25 protein-coding genes are annotated in these 17,659 nt (G+C 30.0%); 14 read left to right on the top strand and 11 right to left on the bottom strand.

What is annotated here, in order from left to right; all coding sequences use genetic code 11:
- Nucleotides 1-120 precede the first annotated feature (120 nt).
- Both BG20_RS05300 and BG20_RS05295 read right to left on the bottom strand, forming a co-directional pair.
- Nucleotides 121-1,479: an NAD(P)/FAD-dependent oxidoreductase gene (locus BG20_RS05300; RefSeq protein ID WP_010191860.1), complete on the bottom strand. Its 1,359-nt coding sequence runs from the start codon at nucleotides 1,477-1,479 to the stop codon at nucleotides 121-123.
- Nucleotides 1,480-1,543: 64 nt separating this feature from the next.
- The gene (locus tag BG20_RS05295) at nucleotides 1,544-2,212 is read right to left on the bottom strand and encodes an ACT domain-containing protein (RefSeq protein ID WP_010191859.1); all 669 of its coding nucleotides are present in this window, start codon (nucleotides 2,210-2,212) and stop codon (nucleotides 1,544-1,546) included.
- 104 nt (nucleotides 2,213-2,316) lie between these two features.
- Between BG20_RS05295 and hsp20 the strand changes: the two genes are divergently transcribed.
- The 3 genes from hsp20 to BG20_RS05280 are packed head-to-tail and all read left to right on the top strand — an operon-like array spanning nucleotide 2,317 to nucleotide 5,236.
- On the top strand, nucleotides 2,317-2,814 hold the full coding sequence (gene hsp20 / locus BG20_RS05290) for an archaeal heat shock protein Hsp20 (protein WP_010191857.1): 498 nt from the start codon (nucleotides 2,317-2,319) through the stop codon (nucleotides 2,812-2,814).
- Between the two features lie 25 nt (nucleotides 2,815-2,839).
- Nucleotides 2,840-4,987, top strand: a complete 2,148-nt coding sequence (locus BG20_RS05285) for a CDC48 family AAA ATPase (protein ID WP_010191855.1) — start codon at nucleotides 2,840-2,842, stop codon at nucleotides 4,985-4,987.
- Nucleotides 4,988-5,017: 30 nt separating this feature from the next.
- Nucleotides 5,018-5,236: a hypothetical protein gene (locus BG20_RS05280; RefSeq protein WP_007402656.1), complete on the top strand. Its 219-nt coding sequence runs from the start codon at nucleotides 5,018-5,020 to the stop codon at nucleotides 5,234-5,236.
- A 237-nt stretch (nucleotides 5,237-5,473) separates the two neighbouring features.
- Here the strand turns inward: BG20_RS05280 and BG20_RS05275 are convergent, their stop codons facing one another.
- On the bottom strand, nucleotides 5,474-6,394 hold the full coding sequence (locus BG20_RS05275) for a transcription initiation factor IIB (protein WP_010191852.1): 921 nt from the start codon (nucleotides 6,392-6,394) through the stop codon (nucleotides 5,474-5,476).
- 191 nt (nucleotides 6,395-6,585) lie between these two features.
- On the bottom strand, nucleotides 6,586-6,780 hold the full coding sequence (locus BG20_RS05270; RefSeq protein ID WP_048097086.1) for a DUF1059 domain-containing protein: 195 nt from the start codon (nucleotides 6,778-6,780) through the stop codon (nucleotides 6,586-6,588).
- Between the two features lie 140 nt (nucleotides 6,781-6,920).
- Here BG20_RS05270 and BG20_RS05265 point away from each other — a divergent pair, with 140 nt between their 5' ends.
- On the top strand, nucleotides 6,921-7,301 hold the full coding sequence (locus BG20_RS05265; RefSeq protein ID WP_010191849.1) for a fluoride efflux transporter FluC: 381 nt from the start codon (nucleotides 6,921-6,923) through the stop codon (nucleotides 7,299-7,301).
- Here the strand turns inward: BG20_RS05265 and BG20_RS05260 are convergent, their stop codons facing one another.
- Complete coding sequence (locus BG20_RS05260; protein ID WP_010191847.1) at nucleotides 7,302-7,763, bottom strand: CBS domain-containing protein; 462 nt, start codon at nucleotides 7,761-7,763, stop codon at nucleotides 7,302-7,304.
- Nucleotides 7,764-7,928: 165 nt separating this feature from the next.
- Here BG20_RS05260 and BG20_RS05255 point away from each other — a divergent pair, with 165 nt between their 5' ends.
- The 3 genes from BG20_RS05255 (at nucleotide 7,929) to BG20_RS05245 (ending at nucleotide 9,056) form a co-directional block, all read left to right on the top strand.
- Nucleotides 7,929-8,300, top strand: a complete 372-nt coding sequence (locus tag BG20_RS05255) for a universal stress protein (RefSeq protein ID WP_007402661.1) — start codon at nucleotides 7,929-7,931, stop codon at nucleotides 8,298-8,300.
- Between the two features lie 77 nt (nucleotides 8,301-8,377).
- On the top strand, nucleotides 8,378-8,815 hold the full coding sequence (locus BG20_RS05250) for a CBS domain-containing protein (protein WP_010191844.1): 438 nt from the start codon (nucleotides 8,378-8,380) through the stop codon (nucleotides 8,813-8,815).
- Between the two features lie 10 nt (nucleotides 8,816-8,825).
- Nucleotides 8,826-9,056, top strand: a complete 231-nt coding sequence (locus tag BG20_RS05245; protein WP_010191841.1) for a hypothetical protein — start codon at nucleotides 8,826-8,828, stop codon at nucleotides 9,054-9,056.
- Nucleotides 9,057-9,060: 4 nt separating this feature from the next.
- Here the strand turns inward: BG20_RS05245 and BG20_RS05240 are convergent, their stop codons facing one another.
- On the bottom strand, nucleotides 9,061-9,528 hold the full coding sequence (locus tag BG20_RS05240) for a universal stress protein (protein WP_010191840.1): 468 nt from the start codon (nucleotides 9,526-9,528) through the stop codon (nucleotides 9,061-9,063).
- Nucleotides 9,529-9,536: 8 nt separating this feature from the next.
- Nucleotides 9,537-9,965: a universal stress protein gene (locus BG20_RS05235; protein ID WP_048097084.1), complete on the bottom strand. Its 429-nt coding sequence runs from the start codon at nucleotides 9,963-9,965 to the stop codon at nucleotides 9,537-9,539.
- A gap of 197 nt (nucleotides 9,966-10,162) precedes the next feature.
- On the opposite strand from BG20_RS05235, the gene BG20_RS05230 reads away from it, so the two are divergent.
- Complete coding sequence (locus tag BG20_RS05230; RefSeq protein WP_010191833.1) at nucleotides 10,163-10,573, top strand: universal stress protein; 411 nt, start codon at nucleotides 10,163-10,165, stop codon at nucleotides 10,571-10,573.
- Nucleotide 10,574: 1 nt separating this feature from the next.
- On the opposite strand, the gene BG20_RS05225 is transcribed toward BG20_RS05230, so the two are convergent.
- Complete coding sequence (locus tag BG20_RS05225) at nucleotides 10,575-11,438, bottom strand: CBS domain-containing protein (protein ID WP_010191831.1); 864 nt, start codon at nucleotides 11,436-11,438, stop codon at nucleotides 10,575-10,577.
- A gap of 124 nt (nucleotides 11,439-11,562) precedes the next feature.
- Here BG20_RS05225 and BG20_RS05220 point away from each other — a divergent pair, with 124 nt between their 5' ends.
- The 3 genes from BG20_RS05220 to BG20_RS05210 are packed head-to-tail and all read left to right on the top strand — an operon-like array spanning nucleotide 11,563 to nucleotide 13,857.
- Complete coding sequence (locus tag BG20_RS05220) at nucleotides 11,563-12,729, top strand: CBS domain-containing protein (protein ID WP_010191829.1); 1,167 nt, start codon at nucleotides 11,563-11,565, stop codon at nucleotides 12,727-12,729.
- A gap of 2 nt (nucleotides 12,730-12,731) precedes the next feature.
- The gene (locus BG20_RS05215; RefSeq protein ID WP_010191827.1) at nucleotides 12,732-13,457 is read left to right on the top strand and encodes a proteasome assembly chaperone family protein; all 726 of its coding nucleotides are present in this window, start codon (nucleotides 12,732-12,734) and stop codon (nucleotides 13,455-13,457) included.
- Nucleotides 13,458-13,461: 4 nt separating this feature from the next.
- Nucleotides 13,462-13,857, top strand: a complete 396-nt coding sequence (locus tag BG20_RS05210; protein WP_010191825.1) for an Hsp20/alpha crystallin family protein — start codon at nucleotides 13,462-13,464, stop codon at nucleotides 13,855-13,857.
- On the opposite strand, the gene BG20_RS05205 is transcribed toward BG20_RS05210, so the two are convergent.
- Both BG20_RS05205 and BG20_RS05200 read right to left on the bottom strand, forming a co-directional pair.
- Nucleotides 13,858-14,130 (bottom strand): hypothetical protein, encoded by a 273-nt coding sequence (locus BG20_RS05205; protein ID WP_007402672.1) that lies wholly within the window; start codon nucleotides 14,128-14,130, stop codon nucleotides 13,858-13,860.
- A gap of 85 nt (nucleotides 14,131-14,215) precedes the next feature.
- A complete protein-coding gene (locus tag BG20_RS05200; RefSeq protein WP_007402673.1) occupies nucleotides 14,216-14,425 on the bottom strand; it encodes a hypothetical protein in 210 nt (69 codons plus the stop codon).
- Nucleotides 14,426-14,669: 244 nt separating this feature from the next.
- Between BG20_RS05200 and BG20_RS05195 the strand changes: the two genes are divergently transcribed.
- Nucleotides 14,670-15,248, top strand: coding sequence for a P-II family nitrogen regulator (locus BG20_RS05195; protein ID WP_010191822.1), 579 nt, complete (start codon nucleotides 14,670-14,672; stop codon nucleotides 15,246-15,248).
- Here the strand turns inward: BG20_RS05195 and BG20_RS05190 are convergent, their stop codons facing one another.
- Nucleotides 15,249-15,578, bottom strand: a complete 330-nt coding sequence (locus BG20_RS05190) for a P-II family nitrogen regulator (protein WP_007402675.1) — start codon at nucleotides 15,576-15,578, stop codon at nucleotides 15,249-15,251.
- A gap of 116 nt (nucleotides 15,579-15,694) precedes the next feature.
- Between BG20_RS05190 and BG20_RS05185 the strand changes: the two genes are divergently transcribed.
- Entirely contained in the window at nucleotides 15,695-17,002 is a 1,308-nt protein-coding gene (locus BG20_RS05185) for an ammonium transporter (protein ID WP_007402676.1), read from the top strand.
- Between the two features lie 56 nt (nucleotides 17,003-17,058).
- A complete protein-coding gene (locus BG20_RS05180; RefSeq protein WP_010191818.1) occupies nucleotides 17,059-17,643 on the top strand; it encodes a hypothetical protein in 585 nt (194 codons plus the stop codon).
- Nucleotides 17,644-17,659 lie beyond the last annotated feature (16 nt).

Raw genomic sequence — 17,659 nt, 5'->3', positions numbered from 1 at the left:
AATCATGTGGATATGGATTCAGAAGCTAAAGTGATAGGGTATGGAATATCTTTGATTATACTTAATGTGGGAATGTATTTTGTAGCACCTGCTATGATAATTCATAAACTACGAAAATAATTACCAAACATCATCAACTTCATCAAGAACTTTGTATTCTTTTTCTGTCTCACGTTTCATAAGTTTTAGTCTTGAGATATCTCTATCAAATAATATGTCAATTACCCAATCTAAGAAAATTCTGAATTTTTTATTTGGTAACGCAACTTTTGAAAGGTAGACATTTCTCCAAATAAGCCAAGCTAAAAATCCTGAAATATTCATTCCTAAAAATGTTGCAATACCTGTTCTTTTTCCAATAATTGCCATTTGTCCCTTTGAATGATATACGAATTTTTTCTTTTCAAAGTTTTTAATTAAAGCTTTTAGGTTATATGCAGCAATTTTTGCTTGTGCTTCTGCTAATTGTGCAGTAGGTGCATACGGTCTATTTGTTTGTGGATCCATAAACAATGCACAATCTCCAATTGCAAAAACTCCAGGAAATTCTGTAACTTCAAGAAAATCATTTACAATAACTTTACCTTTGTCTGTTTTTAGCATTGATCTTTTTATTGTATTAACTGGTGTAACTCCTGCAGTCCAAATCAATGTTTTTGTTCTAATTGAATCTATTCCATTTTTATCAACAGAATCTTTTAAATTTTCATCTAATGATTTTACATTTACTTCTATTCCATCAAAACTTGTTACTGCAGTCTTTAATCTAATGTCTATTCCTCTCTCTATCATCTTTTCTTTTGAAAATTTAGCTAATTTTTCATTAAAACCAGGAAGTATCATTGGAAGTGCTTCTAAAACTATTACTCTAATATCCTCTTTGTGAATTGTATGATAGTGTTTTCTTGCATCTAATAACAGATCCAACAATTCTCCTGCAGTTTCAATTCCTGCAAAACCTCCTCCTACAACAACAAATGTCAAAAAACTATCTCTAAGAATAACATCTGTTTCATTTTCAGCTTGTTCAAGCATATCTATTGCTCTATTTCTTAATACTACTGCATCATTGAGCGTCTTCATTGTATACGCATTTTTTTCAACATCTGCCATTCCAAAAAAATTCGTTTCACTACCTAATGCAACTACCAAATAATCATAATGAATTGAAATTCCTCTTTTGTCTGCCGTACCCCACAACGTTACCAGTTTACCAAACGGATCAACATTCTTTACTCTACCCTCATAGAATTTTGTCTTTTTACAAATTTCTCTAATTGGCATTACAATATGCCTTGTTTCTATCATACCTGATGCAACTTGAGGCAGCATTGGAGTAAACAATAGAAAATTATCTTCACTAATCATTACTAACTCAATTTCTGAATTATCTCCAAAGTCTGATTCTAATTGCCTAGCACATTCTACTCCTGCAAAACCTCCTCCCAAAATGACTATTTTCTTCTTATTTTTTGCCAATTACATTTACCCATAAAATTACTGAATATATCCTATGAGATCAATTTTCTTAATATTTTACAGCTTATTCAATTCTAACTATATCAGAACGAAGGATTTCATATGCCCTAGAAGCATCCTTTTCATTTAGAATTATTATAATACTATCCTGACTGAAATATGCATTAACTAACTCAATTCCATTTTCATGCAGAATTTCTGCAACATATGATACCACATCTGATTGATTTTGATTTGTTGGAATCGAAATCCTAATTTTTGCAAGACCAGTACTAAACATATTTTCTCTATTAGGCATATTTTCAAATATTTCCCTAATACTTTCCACATCCTCTGTTAGAAATCTAAAAGAATCTGATAATCTAAAAAACTCATAATTATTGGTAATTTTTGAAAATTTATCCAAAATTGATATAGGATCCATTCCTGCAGAATCATTTATTGAAAATTTAATATCCATAATTCCATCGGTCAAAGCAAGTCTTGCATTTTTTAAAACAGATTCTTCTTTGATTGCATCTTTGTTTTCAAACGAATCCGCAAATCGTTTAATGGCAACTACAACAGTATTGAGATTCACAGAACTACCCAAAATTTTTTCAATTTCTGGTTGAATCTTTACTGCTAATGCTGTATAATTAACCAAATCCATTTTCATACAGTCATAAATTGAACGATTTCTTGTAACAATCTCTCTTACCAATTCTGGAATAGACATACCAGCTGTTCTCATATATTATTAAATACTATGTCAGTTATAATAGCATTATGTAATAAATCTAATAATTATAAGAAATACTTATATAATGTAATGTATATTACATATAGTAGATAAATATGACAATGTTTGATGATGAATTTGATAGGATCTTCAAAAGAATGTCAAGCTCATTTTTTGATATAGATGACATTTTTGAAGAATTCAAGGGAAAAGGTTCCACATCTGGTCCATTTTATTACGGTTATACAATGACTGTTGGTCCAAACGGAAAACCTGTGGTAAAAGAATACGGAAATGTAAAACCTGGATTGCTTCCATCAGCTGATACAAGAGAACCAATTGTTGATGCAATTGTAGATGAAAAAGAAAAACTAGTAAAACTTGTAGCTGAAATACCAGGAGTTGAAAAAACAGATGTAAAAATTCTTGTCCAAGACAAGATAGTAGATATTTCTGCAGAACATGGTGAAAAGAAATATCATGTAAGAGTTCCAATCAAATACAAAGTTGATGAGAATTCTGCAAAGGCTTCATACAAAAATGGAATTCTTGAATTAGTTTTCAAACTGATTGAAGATGAAAAGCCAAAAGGCAAAAAAGTGGAGGTTGAATAAACCCCACTAATTTTTGGAGAAAAATATGGAAGAAATTATTTTAAAAGTTATTGAAATTCCACAACAACATGTTGGAAGAGGAAGAGCAATAGTTGATCCTAAAATTATTGAAGAAACAAAATGGAAACCCGGACAAATTTTAGAATTAACATATAATAAAAAAACACATGTTAAACTTTGGCCTGGTTCAACTGAAGAATACGGTTCAGGTACTATCAAAATTGATGGAATGACAAGACAAAACATTGGAGCTGGAATTGGTGATAAAATTTCTATAAAATCTGTAGAAGCTGCAGATGCTGAGCAAATTACTTTATCTCCTACTGAAAAACTAGCTATTGATGAAGAGCAATTACATGATGTAATGATTACAAATTTCCAAAATCATGTATTTACTGTTCATGATTCAATTCAACTACCAACTCAAATGGGAGGAAAAATTCAATTTATTATAACTAATACAAAACCATCAAAACCAGTAATTGTAACTGAAAGTACTATATTCAAACTTGGTTCTATGACTAAAGCAATTGATTCTACCATTCCTAGAATTACATATGATGAACTAGGAGGTTTAAAAAACGAAGTTAGAAAAATCAGAGAGATGGTTGAATTGCCTATGAGACACCCAGAATTATTTGAGAAAATAGGTGTAGAAGCACCAAAAGGTGTCTTGTTATATGGTCCACCTGGAACCGGAAAAACTCTATTGGCAAAAGCAGTTGCGGGAGAGACAAGTGCTCACTTTATTTCACTTAGTGGACCTGAAATTATGGGAAAATATTATGGAGAGAGTGAAGAAAAATTAAGAGAGATTTTCAAACAAGCAGAGGAAAATTCTCCAAGTATAGTATTCATTGATGAAATTGATTCTATTGCACCAAAACGAGATGAGGTTTCTGGAGAGGTAGAAAAAAGAATTGTTTCACAACTTTTGACATTAATGGATGGTATGAAAAGTAGAGGTAAAGTTGTAGTAATTGCAGCTACTAATAGACCAGACTCAATTGACCCTGCTCTTAGAAGACCTGGTAGATTTGACAGAGAAATTGAAATTGGAATTCCAGATGATGAAGGAAGACATGAAATTCTTTCAATTCACACACGTGGAATGCCAATTGATGAAAAAGTGGATCTTAAACAAATTGCCAAAATAACACATGGATTTGTAGGAGCTGATCTTGAAATGTTATCTAAAGAGGCAGCAATGCGATCTTTACGAAGAATTTTACCCGATATTAATCTCAGCGAAGAAAAAGTATCTACAGAAATTCTTCAGAAAATAAAAATTACAAGTGATGACTTTAGAGATGCATTAAAAGAAATAAGACCAAGTGCATTACGTGAAGTTCAAGTACAAATCCCAAATGTTAATTGGGATGATGTAGGAGGTCTTGACGAATTAAAAGAAGAATTACGTGAAGCTATAGAATGGCCAATTAAACACAAAGAAGCTTTTGAATATGTTAATGTTGAAGCTCCAAAAGGAATCTTACTTCACGGTCCACCTGGAACTGGAAAGACAATGATTGCTAAAGCATTAGCAACAATGACTGATTCAAACTTTATCAGCATTAAAGGTCCAGAATTACTTTCAAAATGGGTAGGTGAATCTGAAAAAGGAGTAAGAGAGATTTTCAGAAAAGCCAGACAAGCAGCACCATGTATTATATTTCTTGATGAAGTTGATGCACTTGTACCAAGAAGAGGTAGTGGAGATTCAGGTTCACATGTAACTGAAAATGTTGTATCTCAAATTCTTACAGAAATAGATGGATTAGAAGAATTACACAATGTCTTGATAATTGGTGCTACAAATAGATTAGATATTGTTGATGAGGCACTACTAAGGCCTGGAAGATTTGATAGAATTATTGAAGTTCCAAATCCAGATTCAAAAGGAAGAGAGCAGATATTTAAAATTCATTCAAAAAAGAAACCACTATCAAATGATGTAGACATAACAAAAGTTGTTGAACTAACAAATGGATTTAGTGGTGCTGAGATAGCTGCAATAGCAAATAGGGCTGCAATTCTTGCCTTGAAAAGACATGTTAACACTAAATCAAAAAACATCAAAGACATCAAAATTACTCAGCAAGATATTCTTGATTCAATTGATAAGGTAAAACCTAGAAAAAAAGAGATGCCTATGACTCAATCGATAAAATAGTCTAAATACTAAGAAGGTTGACGACAAATAATGAAATTATATCTTGATTTTGAGCCATGCAAAGAATGTAATGTCATGATGAATGAGCTAAGTAGCCCAGAAATGTTATTTGCAGATGCAAAGAAAAGAGCTGACGAATCTGCCAAATTTCTTAGGCATCTTACCTACAATCATAATGAAGTAGTACAAGCTGTAATGGAAGATCTACCTAAACAAAAAAGAGATCAAGAATTTGATTTCTTCAAGTAAATTTTTTCAATTATTATTTTAAGAAACAAATTTTATAAACTAAATAATAGTAATTATAAATCTTATACGTGAATTTATAATTTCTATATTTGATAAATCAATTTATTAAATTTATCAATTAACCTGATCTAATATGAAAATTAAAACAGCAATTACATTCTCTTTTGATACAATCTAACTCAATACTATGATTACATATTCCACATTGACAATGAATTAATTTAACGCTCATTTTATTTACTCTGTAATTTTTAATGTTTTTTTGATTAACGTTACTCTATTTCTTATTGTTACATCACTTACTCCAGCTTCACTTGAAAATTTCTTCTGGCTTATTTTTTCATTATTAATCATACATGCAATATACAAAGAAGCAGCTGCCTGTGCTACGGGATGTTTCCCCGCAGTTATTTCTTTTAATTCACAACGTTTTAAAATATCAAATGCATCTCGTTTTGTTTTTTCTTTTAAATTCATATTATTTGATATTTTGGAAATAAAAGATGAAGTATCATATTGATTTAATTTCAATCCCAATTTTTTGATAATCGTTCTTAAATCTCTAGATAAAATTCTTCTTTCAATATTTCCTGCATCTGCAATATCATCTAATGTTCTAGGAATATTGTTTTCTCTACAAGCAGCATACAAAGATGCAGAAATTAATGAAGCCATTGTTCTACCTCTTGTAAGTTTTGAATTTACTGCTTTTCTGTAAATATATGCAGCATTTTCAATAACATTATCTGGAATTCCTAATTTTGTTTTCATCGCATTCAATAAAGTAAATGCTTTGCTAAGTGCTACAGTTGATCTAGATTTGCTTCTTTGATCCCATGTCCGAAGTCTATTAAATTCGTATTTTGTTTTACTTGATAAAGCATTACCAGAAGAATCTTTGTTTATACCTATTACAGTTGATAATCCTTTGTCATGCATGGTTAATGATGTTGCAGGACCAGTTCTTGTCAATTTCATAAAATCCTCTTGACTGTAACCATTACTTTCATGTGAAATATCAGACATGTTTTGCACTAGCACAAGACCGCATCCCCCACAAAACATTTCTCCTCTTTCTGAATCTGTAATTATGGGATAGGTTTTGCAAGCATCTAGTTCACACTTGACATCATAATCATTTGAATAATTTACTAACACTACTATTCTTTAATATCGTTAATAAAATAAAAACAGATTGAATTAGGTAATTTTGATACAAAAAATTAACTTTGATAACAAAAAATTCCTCCAATTTCATTGAGAGTGAATTCTATTTTGTATAGAAACTACATTGTAATAAATGTTAAAAAAATTTTTAAAAATTAAAAATAAGAAATACTAGAAAACAATTATTCTTTTCTAATGGATTCTAAAGAATGTCCACGATTGACAATCATCTGAGTAATGGCCTCAGTTGTATAGTCAATACCATGTTCTTCTGCAAAATGCTCTCTTAATTTTTCGAGTAATCCAATGTTCTTTGCTCCTTCTAAAACAAAATCACATTCAAACCCGTAATCTTCACATCGTAGTTTTAACGTCATTCTCTTTTCAAAAATTATTGAACCTATAAAAATCATAAGTTTAATGTTCAAAACTAGCTGAATTTAGGCTCAATTTTGAAAAAGATCAATATTAAACCACATTAATAATATCAAATACTTCAAAAAATTAGAAGATAGTAATGAAAGGTCTAGAGTTTATTTTTTTAGCAGTAGGTTCTGTTATTGGAGCTTTTCTAAGATACAAAATCACAGAATCCCCATTATTGTTTAATGCTTTACCTCTTAATGTTTTGATTGTTAATATTATTGGAGCCTTCATCTTAGGAATGTTTGTAATTGTATCAGAACAATGGAATCTTGATGGAAGATATTCACTATTAGCTGCCATTGGTTTTTGTGGTTCACTTACTACAATGTCCTCATTTGCACTTGATTCTAGTAACCTTTTAGATAATCATCATTATGGCACTTTGGCGATTAATTTAGTTGCAAACACAGGATTATCTATTGGTGCACTGATTGGTGGTAAATCATTAATGTCTGCTATAGTAAATGGATAATTAAGAATAAGGGCTGTATTTTTTATATACTTTGATTACAGATTCATGATACATTTTTCTAATATCTTCATCTGTAGATATAGCAAGTTGATTTACAAGATCAGTGGCGGTAATGATTCCTATTACTTGATCATCTTCAATTACTGGCAATTTTCGAATTCCTCTTGTATACATTAGATCAGCTACCATCCATACTGATTCATCTGGACCAATTGCAAGTAAAGGTGATGACATTATTTGTTTTACAGGTGTTGTAATATGGTAAGCATGAGCTACAATCTTTACTGCAAAATCTCGATCTGTAACTATTCCTATTGCAGAATTATTTTCCATTACGATTACAGCACCTACCCTAGCATCTTCCATTAGTTTTGCTGCTTCATTTACTGTAAGAGATGAATCTACCGCAATTACTGATTTTGTCATTACATTTCTAACTGTAATTGTATCAGCATCCGTCATATTCAAATTGATATAAGATTTTATCTATATTAGTGACTGGCATAATCTCACTGCTGAAAATCAAAAACGATAATGTTGTAATATATCTTAAGTATAGTTCATTAATCAATTGATTGTGTATAATATAAAAAAAATTCTTGTCCACTTGATGGTTCTAAAAATTCTTTGAGAGGTTTAGATGAGGCAATTTATCTTGCAAGACAGTGTCATGCAACAATTACAGGTTTGTATATTGTCCCATTAGCTAAACCTGTAACAGACTCACAAATTTCTTACATTGAAAAACATCTACTAAATAATGCATCAAAGTTTATGTCAAAAGCAAAAATTCGTGCAGCACAAAATGGCATTGTTTTTGATGATGCAATAGATTATGGTGATGAAGGACCAAAAATCATAAACTATTCAAATAAAAAATTATTTGATATTATCGTAATCGGTTCTAGAGGTATGGGTTCAATTAAAGAGACATTTCTTGGAAGTACTTCCAATTATGTTCTACACAAATCTCAGATTCCTGTTCTAATAGTAAAATAATTAATTTTTATTAATAGATAATTTCTTCTTTGAAAATAAGGATCTTATTTATTAGAAGAAAATCTAATCATTATCGTATGGCCCACACATTTGTAAAAGATGTAATGATTAGTGATTTAGCAGCTCTAGATTCTTCCACTTCAATTAGGGATGCTGCTAAATTAATGGATGAAAAAAATGTTGGCTGCATTATTGTTACTAAAAACAAATTACCAATAGGTATTTTGACAGAAAGGGATTTTGTTAAACGTATAGCAGCTAAAGAAAAATTATTGACATCTTCAATAGAGGAAGTAATGTCTTCACCTATAATTGAAATAGATCCAAATGAAACGGTTTGGGAAGCAGCACAAATAATGAAAACAAAAAATATTCACAAACTACCTGTTAAAAAAGATAACCAAATCATTGGAATAGTAACAACTACAGATTTGGTAAAAATTTGTAGTGTTGGCTCTGATTCTGAAATGAGGAGAATTTGTGATCAAATAATTACTAGAATGCAAAAAGAATAGATCTTGAAAAATGGTTTTCTCTTATCATGTAATCAAATTTGAATCAATTTCATTTTTACAAGGAACACATTGGTCTCAATCAATAGGAGATAAAGGAATTTTATACAAGTCTATTAAGGATCCTTATTCAAAATTAATTATTGAATCATCAGATAATTCAGAAAAACTATTCCATATTCCTAAAGACAGAACAGTAATTGTAATAAACAAAGTTGTACACTTCCTTGGAGAATTAGTTTAAAATCTTATTTTACTAATAATACAGGACATTTTGCTTGTTCAGAAACTCTTCTACTAACACTTCCCAATGTCATTAATTTTTCTACTCCATGTAAACCCTGACTACCAATTACTATTAATGAAATGTTTTTCTTTTTTGCAAAATTCAAAATTTCATTTGCAACATTACCCTGTGAAATATTGTATGATGCAGTAATTCCATTTTCATCACATCTTTTAACAGCCATTTTTAACATGGTTTCTGTATCTTTTCTAATTGTTTTTATCCATTTTTTTATAGCATCTTTCTCAGATTTTGTTCTCGTTAATCCTAGAATTCCAGGAGGTGAAATGTAACTTTGATGAACAACAGAAAATAAAAAAATCTCTGAATCAAGATTGTGTGCAAGTTCCATCGCTCTAGATAAGGCCTTAATTGAATATTTAGAACCATCATATGGAACAAGAATTTTGCTTAACATTTTTGAAAACATTACTATCACTATTTTATTACCAATACAGGAATTCTTGATTTATGAATTATGGCTTTTGCAACACTTCCCAAAAATGCTTCTTTTAGTCCACTCTGACCTCTAGAACCGATTACAATAATATCAAATCCTTTGTTTTTAGCCATATAATCTATTTCCATTATTGGACTTCCAAAAATAATTTTAGATTTAAACATAATTCCTTTTTGAGCACATGTAGTTTTTGCAGACTCCATAAATTTTTTAGCTGATTTAGTAAGATGAATCTGATATGGCATAATGATATCTGTAAAATTTCTTGGATATATTGGAATTACATACAAACCTGTAATTGTTGCATGACACTGTCTTGCAAGATAAATTGCCTCATCTAAACCTCTCAAAGAATTTTTAGAACCATCAAGTGGAACAAGAATTTTTTTAATGTTTTTCCTAATCATTAAAGAATAATTTGTAGATTTATGATTTAATACCAAAATAAGATTATCAATTGTAATAATCAAACCATAATATTCAATATAATCACACCCAATAAGAAAAAACTCATTTCTAGAATTAACAGTATTTTAAAATGAAATTCTAGAATCTAGTTAAATATCAATAATACATGAAAATTAACATGAGAAAATCTCTTTACATGAATATACTAGTTCCACTTGATGGTTCCAAGTATTCTGAAAAAGCACTTTTACATGCATGTGATATGGCCAAAAACTATCAATCTCATTTGATACTTTTGTATGTAGTTGAAAAATCTCTTCCAATTAATCTATTAGATAAAAAAGAATACCTTGAAATTTTAAGAAAATTTGGAAATAAAGTTTTGATTAAAGGTAAGGATATGACTGTCCAACATGGTGTTGATTCAACAATAATTATGAAAGAAGGAAATATTGTCAATGAAATAATTAAACTTGCAAAAAATAAAAAATGTAATTTAATAATTTTGGGTAGTAAAGGAATGGGAGCAACTGCAAGATTTTTTCTTGGTAGTGTTTCAAATAAATTAGCAAATAATTCTCCCTGTTCTATTCTAATTATAAAATAATCTAAGCACTTGCAATAGCATTTACAATATCTGTTTTGGTGATAATTCCTACCAGCTTTGATTTTTTAACAACAGGTAACCCACTAATTCCATTTCTTATCATCAGTAGTACCGCCACTCCAACATCTTCATCAGCTTCAATTGTTACTGGGTTTGATGACATTATATCCACTGCTTTGAAATGAAGAAGATGATTCATTTGATTTACTCGAAATTCATCAACATTACTTTTCATTTTATAATTTTCAACCTCTTTTGGATCAGCTGACTGAGATATCCAAAAAGGTAGTTTCGCTGGAACAAAATCTCTAAATGTGATAATTCCTACAGGTATTCTATTTCGCTGAATAACAATCCTTGCAATTCTATTATGAATTAACAAGCTTTCTACATATAATAACGAGTCACCTGGCATTGCTGTGATAACATTTCTAGTCATAATTTTTGAAACTTTTAGAGGAGATACTGCATGTGTTAAAAAAATAGATGCAAGATCTGTCTTGGTGATTATACCTTCTAAAACACCATTGTTTCCTAATACTATGATAGAACTAATATGATTTTTTTTCATCAGTTTAGCACAATCATAAATTGAATCCGTTTTCTTTATTGTGATTAATTTTTTTGACATAAAACCAGAGACCTTAACTGTATTGATTGATTTGTCTCCAAGCGCATAGATGGTTTTTGCTACATCTTTTTCTGTAATTATTCCAACTGGATGTTTTTTAGAATCTATTACAACAAGTCGTTTTAAGTTATGTCTAAGTAAAACTTGTCTGGCATCCAATATGCTAGTATTTGGACTAATAGTAACAGTTTTTTTAATTATGATTTTGTTAAGATCAGTATTTTTTAGCAACATTAACAGAAAATGAATTTAATTAGTTAAATATGTCAACTCAAATATCATCAATGAAAATCAATCATGAAAATCTAGTGGTCTCTTATAATTTAAAATAGGGAGATACTAAAACAAGTATAGCAAAATGATTACTGATACAATACATGGACATATGAAAGATATTCAATCTACCAAAATTAAATCTCTAATTTCTAAGGCAACTATTATAGAACCAACTGATACTCTTTCACATGTAATTAACAAAATTACTAAAAATAATTCTTATGATGTTTTTTATATAAAAGATAAAAAAATACTTTCTACAAACATTAGAGCATTACTCGACGCCAAAAATATCAATACTATGAAAGTAGAATCATTTCTTTACCCAATTCCACATGTGACACAAAACGATTCTGTTCAAAAAGTTGCAAACATTATCACTCATTACAGAATTAGGGAAGTTCCCGTAGTTGATAAAAATAAAATAATTGGTGTAGTCACCGCACAAAGAATAATTAAATTACTATCTTCAATTGATAACAAATGGATTAAAGCTAGTCTAATTTATACTCAAAATCCAATAACCGTACCTTCTGATGAAACTATCAGCAATGCAAGACGAATCATGACTACTAAACGAATTGATCATTTACCAGTACTAAATCAGGATAAAATCAAACAAGTCATTACATCATATCATATCTTACAATCTATCATACCTTCAGAAAAACAAGGACGAAAATCTATGGGCTCAAATACAACACATGCATTAGAATTTAAGATTGGAAATATTGGTAGCACAAGAATTCCACAATGTTCTGCTAATGATGATTTAAATAAAATTATCAATTCTATGCTTAAAGCAGATACAACATGTTGTCTAGTTAATCTTCAAGGTACTCTTCAAGGTATTATCACTTTCAGAGATATTCTTGGTTTACTTGCATCAAAATTAGAAACTCCGATTCCATTATACATAGTTGGTATGCCAGATGATCAACAAAATGTAAATTTGATAAGTTCAAAATTTAGTAAAACTCTCAAAAGATTACAACAAGTCTATACAGAAATACATGAAGCTAGAGTTTCAATAAAACAACAAAGATCTGGAAATAAAAAAGAAGGAAAATATGAAGTAACTATAATGATCATAACTCCACATCATACCCCTTTGATCTATAACTCAGTAGGTTTTGATCTAAGTGAAGTTTTAGAAGATCTCAGTGAAAAATTGCTACGAAACTTATCTAAACGAGCAAAACATAGATCAAAAAACAGTATTAGAAAAATTGGTTTACCTATATTCTAATTATGAAAGTTAATAAAAAAACATCACAAGAAAGTATCTTAATTGTTGGATTCCCAAGTAATGGTCTAATTGGCACTTTTTCAATTTCTTATTTAATACACGCTTTAGATATGAAACAAATTGGAGAGTTAGATCATCCTGATCTACCCCCCACATTATTTGTTGAAGATGGAGAAATTTTAGCTCCAATTAGAATTTATAAAAGAAATAATATCTTTGCCATAATATCTGATCTACCATTTGATCCTTATTTGGCATATGATTTTGCCGGATTAACCTTAGAATATTGTAAAACAAACATGATTAAAAAAATAATCATTGTAAGTGGCATGGAAACAATAAACAAAGATTCCAAAATGCCTAAAATCTATGGATTAGTTACTCATCAATCTTTAGAAGAAACATTATACACAAATCAAATCTCTAAATTTTTAGCAGGCTCAATTTTTGGAACAGATGCAGCAATAATATCAGTTTTTAGAAAATCAAAAATTCCAGCATTAATTTTATATGCTGAATGTCATCCATTTTTCCCTGATCCGGAAGCATCTATTGTTTCAATTATTACTTTAGCTCAAATTTTGAATATTAAGATAGATACAACTGACATACAAAAGAAAATGGAATATCTAAGGATTCAGCGTAGAAATCTAATGGATGAAACAATTCGTACTTTACAACAACAAAAAATAGAAAATAAACCTCGAGTCCCACAGATTTATCATTGATTATATGACTGAAAACAAACAAAAAGAATTTGAAATAAGAATCATCCCGTCATCAATAAGTTCATTGTTTACAGACGATGTTGAACATCAAACTCTTTCTCCTCTTTCATGTTTAATAGAATATGGGACATATTGGTTGCTTGAGTTTGATCTTCCATTGGTCAATAAAAAGGACATTAAAATTACATCTGATGAAAATTCTATAAGTGTAGAAGCTAAGTTAAAAGAAACATATTTTGAAGAAAAATTTGGCAGGAAAGCAGAATTTGAATATTTTAAAAAATCTATTTCACTTCCAGGAAAAATTGATAGTAAAAAAATCACTGCAAAATTTGAAAAAGGACGATTAGAAATTATTATTCCAAAAACAACTTCTAGTAATAAAATTATGATAAATTAATTATTTGAAAAATTGATCTACTTGATCTCTGTATTTGAAAGCTATTTTTCCAAAGTCTGCAAAATCTTCCGCTGTAGGATATTTCATTCTCATTGCATATTGATTTACAAAAACAGATAATGCGCTACCTACAATTAGGTTGTAAACCCCATCAGCTATATTTTTTGAATAAGGAAATGCCACTTTGATAAAAGGAAGGTATGTTTCAGTTTGAGAAATCATTAATTTGATATTTTTTTCAACATATTCCTGAACATCAGTTGGAATTGCCATATCTCTACTAGGATTGATTTCTTATAATGTTTTATTATTTAGACAAATTAATCGTTTTTTGGCTTCATTTCTCACTTAATGCTTATTATCTAATTATTTGCTCTAGATACTTTTCTTTACCTTTTCTACTTCGTGGTAGACATCTTAGTTGTCTATTACAACAAGGACATGATATTCCCTCATAATCCAGAAATACTTCACAATGATTACATCTTTTTTGCCCTGCAGCGTACCTCCCAATCTGTACCGGTTTTGATGCCTTGTACTTTCTACATACTCCAATACAATACGTCATGCTGCCTCTCCAAATTTTCTTTTCTTATTTTCTAATTTATTTATAAAATTATTGGAAATTTTCATTTTCTCTCTCATGTTACTACTCTACAAATTTATAAAAAATAAAACCTTTGATTGCAATGCACTCAAAAACATGATAATTAAAAATAAAACCCATTTTTCGTTAGATTTTCTTTGGAATAAATTTTATCAACTATGATAATAAGCTAGACTAATAAATAACGAAAATTTAAATTTTTTTTATGAAAAAAATTGAGGCAATAATTAAGCGTTCTACATATCCTATCATTATAGCAGAATTAAGTAGCATGGGTTACTCAATAATGGATAAACGAAATCTAGAAGATAGTAAAATTTTTGATAAGCAAACTTCTGTGAAAGTAGGCTCCACCGGAATTAAATCAATTCCTTTATCAAAAATAGAATTAGTTGTTTCAGAAAAAGATGCTAGAAAAGTAATTAATTTGATTTCAAAAAAATCTGGTTATACTGCAAATCATGGAGGCAAAATTTTCATTTCAGAAATGGAAGAAGTTGTGGATATGGAAACACTAAGTGCAGAACAAGACGTTGAATCAGAAATAACACCATTAGTCACTAAACCGGTAATCAAACGAAGTAGATTAGTTCCTCTTCAAAAATTTACATTAATGAAACTAGTAAAAGTATACGAACATAACCAAGAAAAATTACAAACTGATTATAGGATAAAATCATTTAGTGACTTTGTAAATCACTGTATAATGGGATATCTTCCAACTGTTGAAAAACAATTAAAACATTCAACAATTATTTATGGAAATAATTTTAGAGAAATTTAATTAGATTGTTTCTTCCCCTTCTTGACCAGTTCCAATATCAATAGCACGTAATATTGGTGAAACAAAGATCTTTCCTACAGTTCCTTTTGTTTTAATAATGTTAATTACTTCTTCTTCTTTACTTTCTGGAATTATTACTACTATTACATATTTTTCACTGAATTGTGGTTGAAATATGGCACTTCCTTTTGCAGCATGAATTTCTGCAGGTGGTCGTTTTCCCCTTCCTCGTACTTTACCAACTGTTAAACCACCAATCTCTATTTTTCTTAGAGCCTCACTAATTGCCATTACATCATTATTCCCAAGCATTGCTTCAATTCTTAACATTTGATAACCTTGAAAGCATTTCACAAATAATAGTTTCAGATTTTGATTATCACATGATAATCAAATGGTTATCTAATTTCGTTATTATTAATTAGTTTTAGAGTTTCAAAAATAATGTGCCAATAGATAGTGGTGATACAGCATGGATGCTAGTAGCAGGAAGTTTAGTACTTTTGATGATACCGGCACTCGGTCTTTTTGAATCTGGTTTATTGAGAAAGAAAAATGCTGTTTCTGTATTTATGCAAATTTTCTTTGGATTAGCTTTACTTAGTGTAATGTGGTTTGTTTTTGGATTTAGTTTAGCATTTGGTCCTGATGAATCAGGCGGATTAATTGGAAATATGGATTGGGTATTTCTAAAAGGTGTCCCATGGGATGAAGCACTTGATTATGCACCAACAATTCCTGGAGTATTATTTGTAAAATTCCAATTAATGTTTGCGGCAATTACACCATTACTTCTTACTGGCACTATTGCAGAACGAATGAAATTTAGCTCTTTTATCATATTCATAGCTTCTTGGTCTATTCTGATCTACTATCCTCTAGTCCATTGGGTATGGGGAGGTGGTTGGTTAGCAGAACTAGGCGTAGTTGATTTTGCTGGCGGTATAGTTATTCACACTAGTGTTGGAATGGGTGCACTTGCTGCAGCTATAGTTCTTGGTCGCAGAAGATTCTTTGGTCCTGCAATTGAAATTCCACACAGTATACCCTTGGCAGTAACAGGTTCAGCATTACTCTGGTTAGGTTGGTTTGGATTTAATGCAGGTAGTGCATTAGCATCTGGATCATTAGCTGGAAACACAGTAATTGTAACCCATATGGCATCTTCAGTCTCCGCATTAATTTGGGTGGGATTGTCCTGGATGAGAACAGGGAAACCTTCTGTTGTTGCTGCAGTTAACGGTGCTATTGCAGGTCTAGCTGGAATTACTCCGGCTTCAGGATATGTTAGTGTTGAACATTCCTTTGTTATTGGAATAGCAATTGGTATTGCATCCTACTCTGGAATTATAATCTTTAAAGAAAAATTAAAGATAGATGATGCATTAGATGTTAGTTCAGTACACGGTGTTGCAGGAATAATAGGATCTCTTGCAATTGGAATATTTGCAAGTAAATTAGTTAATCCAGGTGGACCAAACGGGTTATTATTTGGAAATCCAGAACAATTAGGAATTCAAGCAATTGGAGTTGGAGTTGCTGCAGCTCTTGGATTTTGTGGAACTTGGATCATTATGAAAGTCTTAGATTTCTTAGTAGGAGTAAGGGTATCGCCTGAAGTAGAAGATGCTGGATTAGATATTAGTGAGCATGCAGAACGAGCGTATGCTGATGAAGAAGAATTCAAATTAGATATGGACACTTATGTTGATGAATTAGAAGAAAAAGATGAATTCTTTTTTAATAAAAAATAATTTTTTACATCAACTTAATATTCAATTCTATATTCTAATTATTGATCTTAAATAGAATGAAATCTAAACCTCATAAACAAACCGTTCCCTCAAAAAAAGATCCTACACGTAGTATTACTTATCGACTTCCTACTAAAATCGTAGAAGAATTAGAAACAGAAGCAATGAACAAAAATATATCTCAAAACGTTTTGGTAAAACAAATTCTTGAAAAATATGTATCATGGGATCGTTTTGGTGATAAACTTGGAATGATTCCAATTCCTAAAGGAATATTGAATTCTCTTGGTATGGAAATGAACGGACAAGATATTAATGAAATTATTAAAGCCGTTTTACCTTTAATCAAAGATACAGTTCTTTTCATGAAAGGAAAGTATGATTTGAAAAGATGTATTGAAACTTTAGAAGATTATATGAAAGCATCTGGAATGAAATCAGATCATAGAATTGAAGGAGAATTACATCATTTTATTATTCAGCATGAATTAGGTATGAACTGGTCATTTTTTACTGAACAACTTTTAAAAGAAATTTTTAATCAATTTTTACCAAATAAAAATATCAAATTTCAAACAACAAAAAATACAGTAATTGCAACAATTCCATTAGGTTCAGATTTCAGTGAACATGATTATTGATAATAGTAATATTATC

Source organism: Candidatus Nitrosarchaeum limnium BG20, assembly GCF_000241145.1.
In the GTDB taxonomy this organism is placed as follows: Archaea; Thermoproteota; Nitrososphaeria; order Nitrososphaerales; family Nitrosopumilaceae; genus Nitrosarchaeum; species Nitrosarchaeum limnae.
This window is presented reverse-complemented; position numbering and strand designations above follow the sequence as displayed.

Coding starts and splice junctions, on each gene's coding strand:
- BG20_RS05295 (WP_010191859.1), bottom strand. CDS start 2,212: ATGAGAACAGCTGGTATGTCTATTCCAGAATTGGTAAGAGAGATTGTT.
- hsp20 (WP_010191857.1), top strand. CDS start 2,317: ATGACAATGTTTGATGATGAATTTGATAGGATCTTCAAAAGAATGTCA.
- BG20_RS05285 (WP_010191855.1), top strand. CDS start 2,840: ATGGAAGAAATTATTTTAAAAGTTATTGAAATTCCACAACAACATGTT.
- BG20_RS05280 (WP_007402656.1), top strand. CDS start 5,018: ATGAAATTATATCTTGATTTTGAGCCATGCAAAGAATGTAATGTCATG.
- BG20_RS05270 (WP_048097086.1), bottom strand. CDS start 6,780: ATGACGTTAAAACTACGATGTGAAGATTACGGGTTTGAATGTGATTTT.
- BG20_RS05265 (WP_010191849.1), top strand. CDS start 6,921: ATGAAAGGTCTAGAGTTTATTTTTTTAGCAGTAGGTTCTGTTATTGGA.
- BG20_RS05260 (WP_010191847.1), bottom strand. CDS start 7,763: ATGACGGATGCTGATACAATTACAGTTAGAAATGTAATGACAAAATCA.
- BG20_RS05250 (WP_010191844.1), top strand. CDS start 8,378: ATGGCCCACACATTTGTAAAAGATGTAATGATTAGTGATTTAGCAGCT.
- BG20_RS05245 (WP_010191841.1), top strand. CDS start 8,826: ATGGTTTTCTCTTATCATGTAATCAAATTTGAATCAATTTCATTTTTA.
- BG20_RS05240 (WP_010191840.1), bottom strand. CDS start 9,528: ATGTTTTCAAAAATGTTAAGCAAAATTCTTGTTCCATATGATGGTTCT.
- BG20_RS05235 (WP_048097084.1), bottom strand. CDS start 9,965: ATGATTAGGAAAAACATTAAAAAAATTCTTGTTCCACTTGATGGTTCT.
- BG20_RS05230 (WP_010191833.1), top strand. CDS start 10,163: ATGAATATACTAGTTCCACTTGATGGTTCCAAGTATTCTGAAAAAGCA.
- BG20_RS05225 (WP_010191831.1), bottom strand. CDS start 11,438: ATGTTGCTAAAAAATACTGATCTTAACAAAATCATAATTAAAAAAACT.
- BG20_RS05220 (WP_010191829.1), top strand. CDS start 11,563: ATGATTACTGATACAATACATGGACATATGAAAGATATTCAATCTACC.
- BG20_RS05215 (WP_010191827.1), top strand. CDS start 12,732: ATGAAAGTTAATAAAAAAACATCACAAGAAAGTATCTTAATTGTTGGA.
- BG20_RS05210 (WP_010191825.1), top strand. CDS start 13,462: ATGACTGAAAACAAACAAAAAGAATTTGAAATAAGAATCATCCCGTCA.
- BG20_RS05205 (WP_007402672.1), bottom strand. CDS start 14,130: ATGGCAATTCCAACTGATGTTCAGGAATATGTTGAAAAAAATATCAAA.
- BG20_RS05200 (WP_007402673.1), bottom strand. CDS start 14,425: ATGACGTATTGTATTGGAGTATGTAGAAAGTACAAGGCATCAAAACCG.
- BG20_RS05195 (WP_010191822.1), top strand. CDS start 14,670: ATGAAAAAAATTGAGGCAATAATTAAGCGTTCTACATATCCTATCATT.
- BG20_RS05190 (WP_007402675.1), bottom strand. CDS start 15,578: ATGTTAAGAATTGAAGCAATGCTTGGGAATAATGATGTAATGGCAATT.
- BG20_RS05180 (WP_010191818.1), top strand. CDS start 17,059: ATGAAATCTAAACCTCATAAACAAACCGTTCCCTCAAAAAAAGATCCT.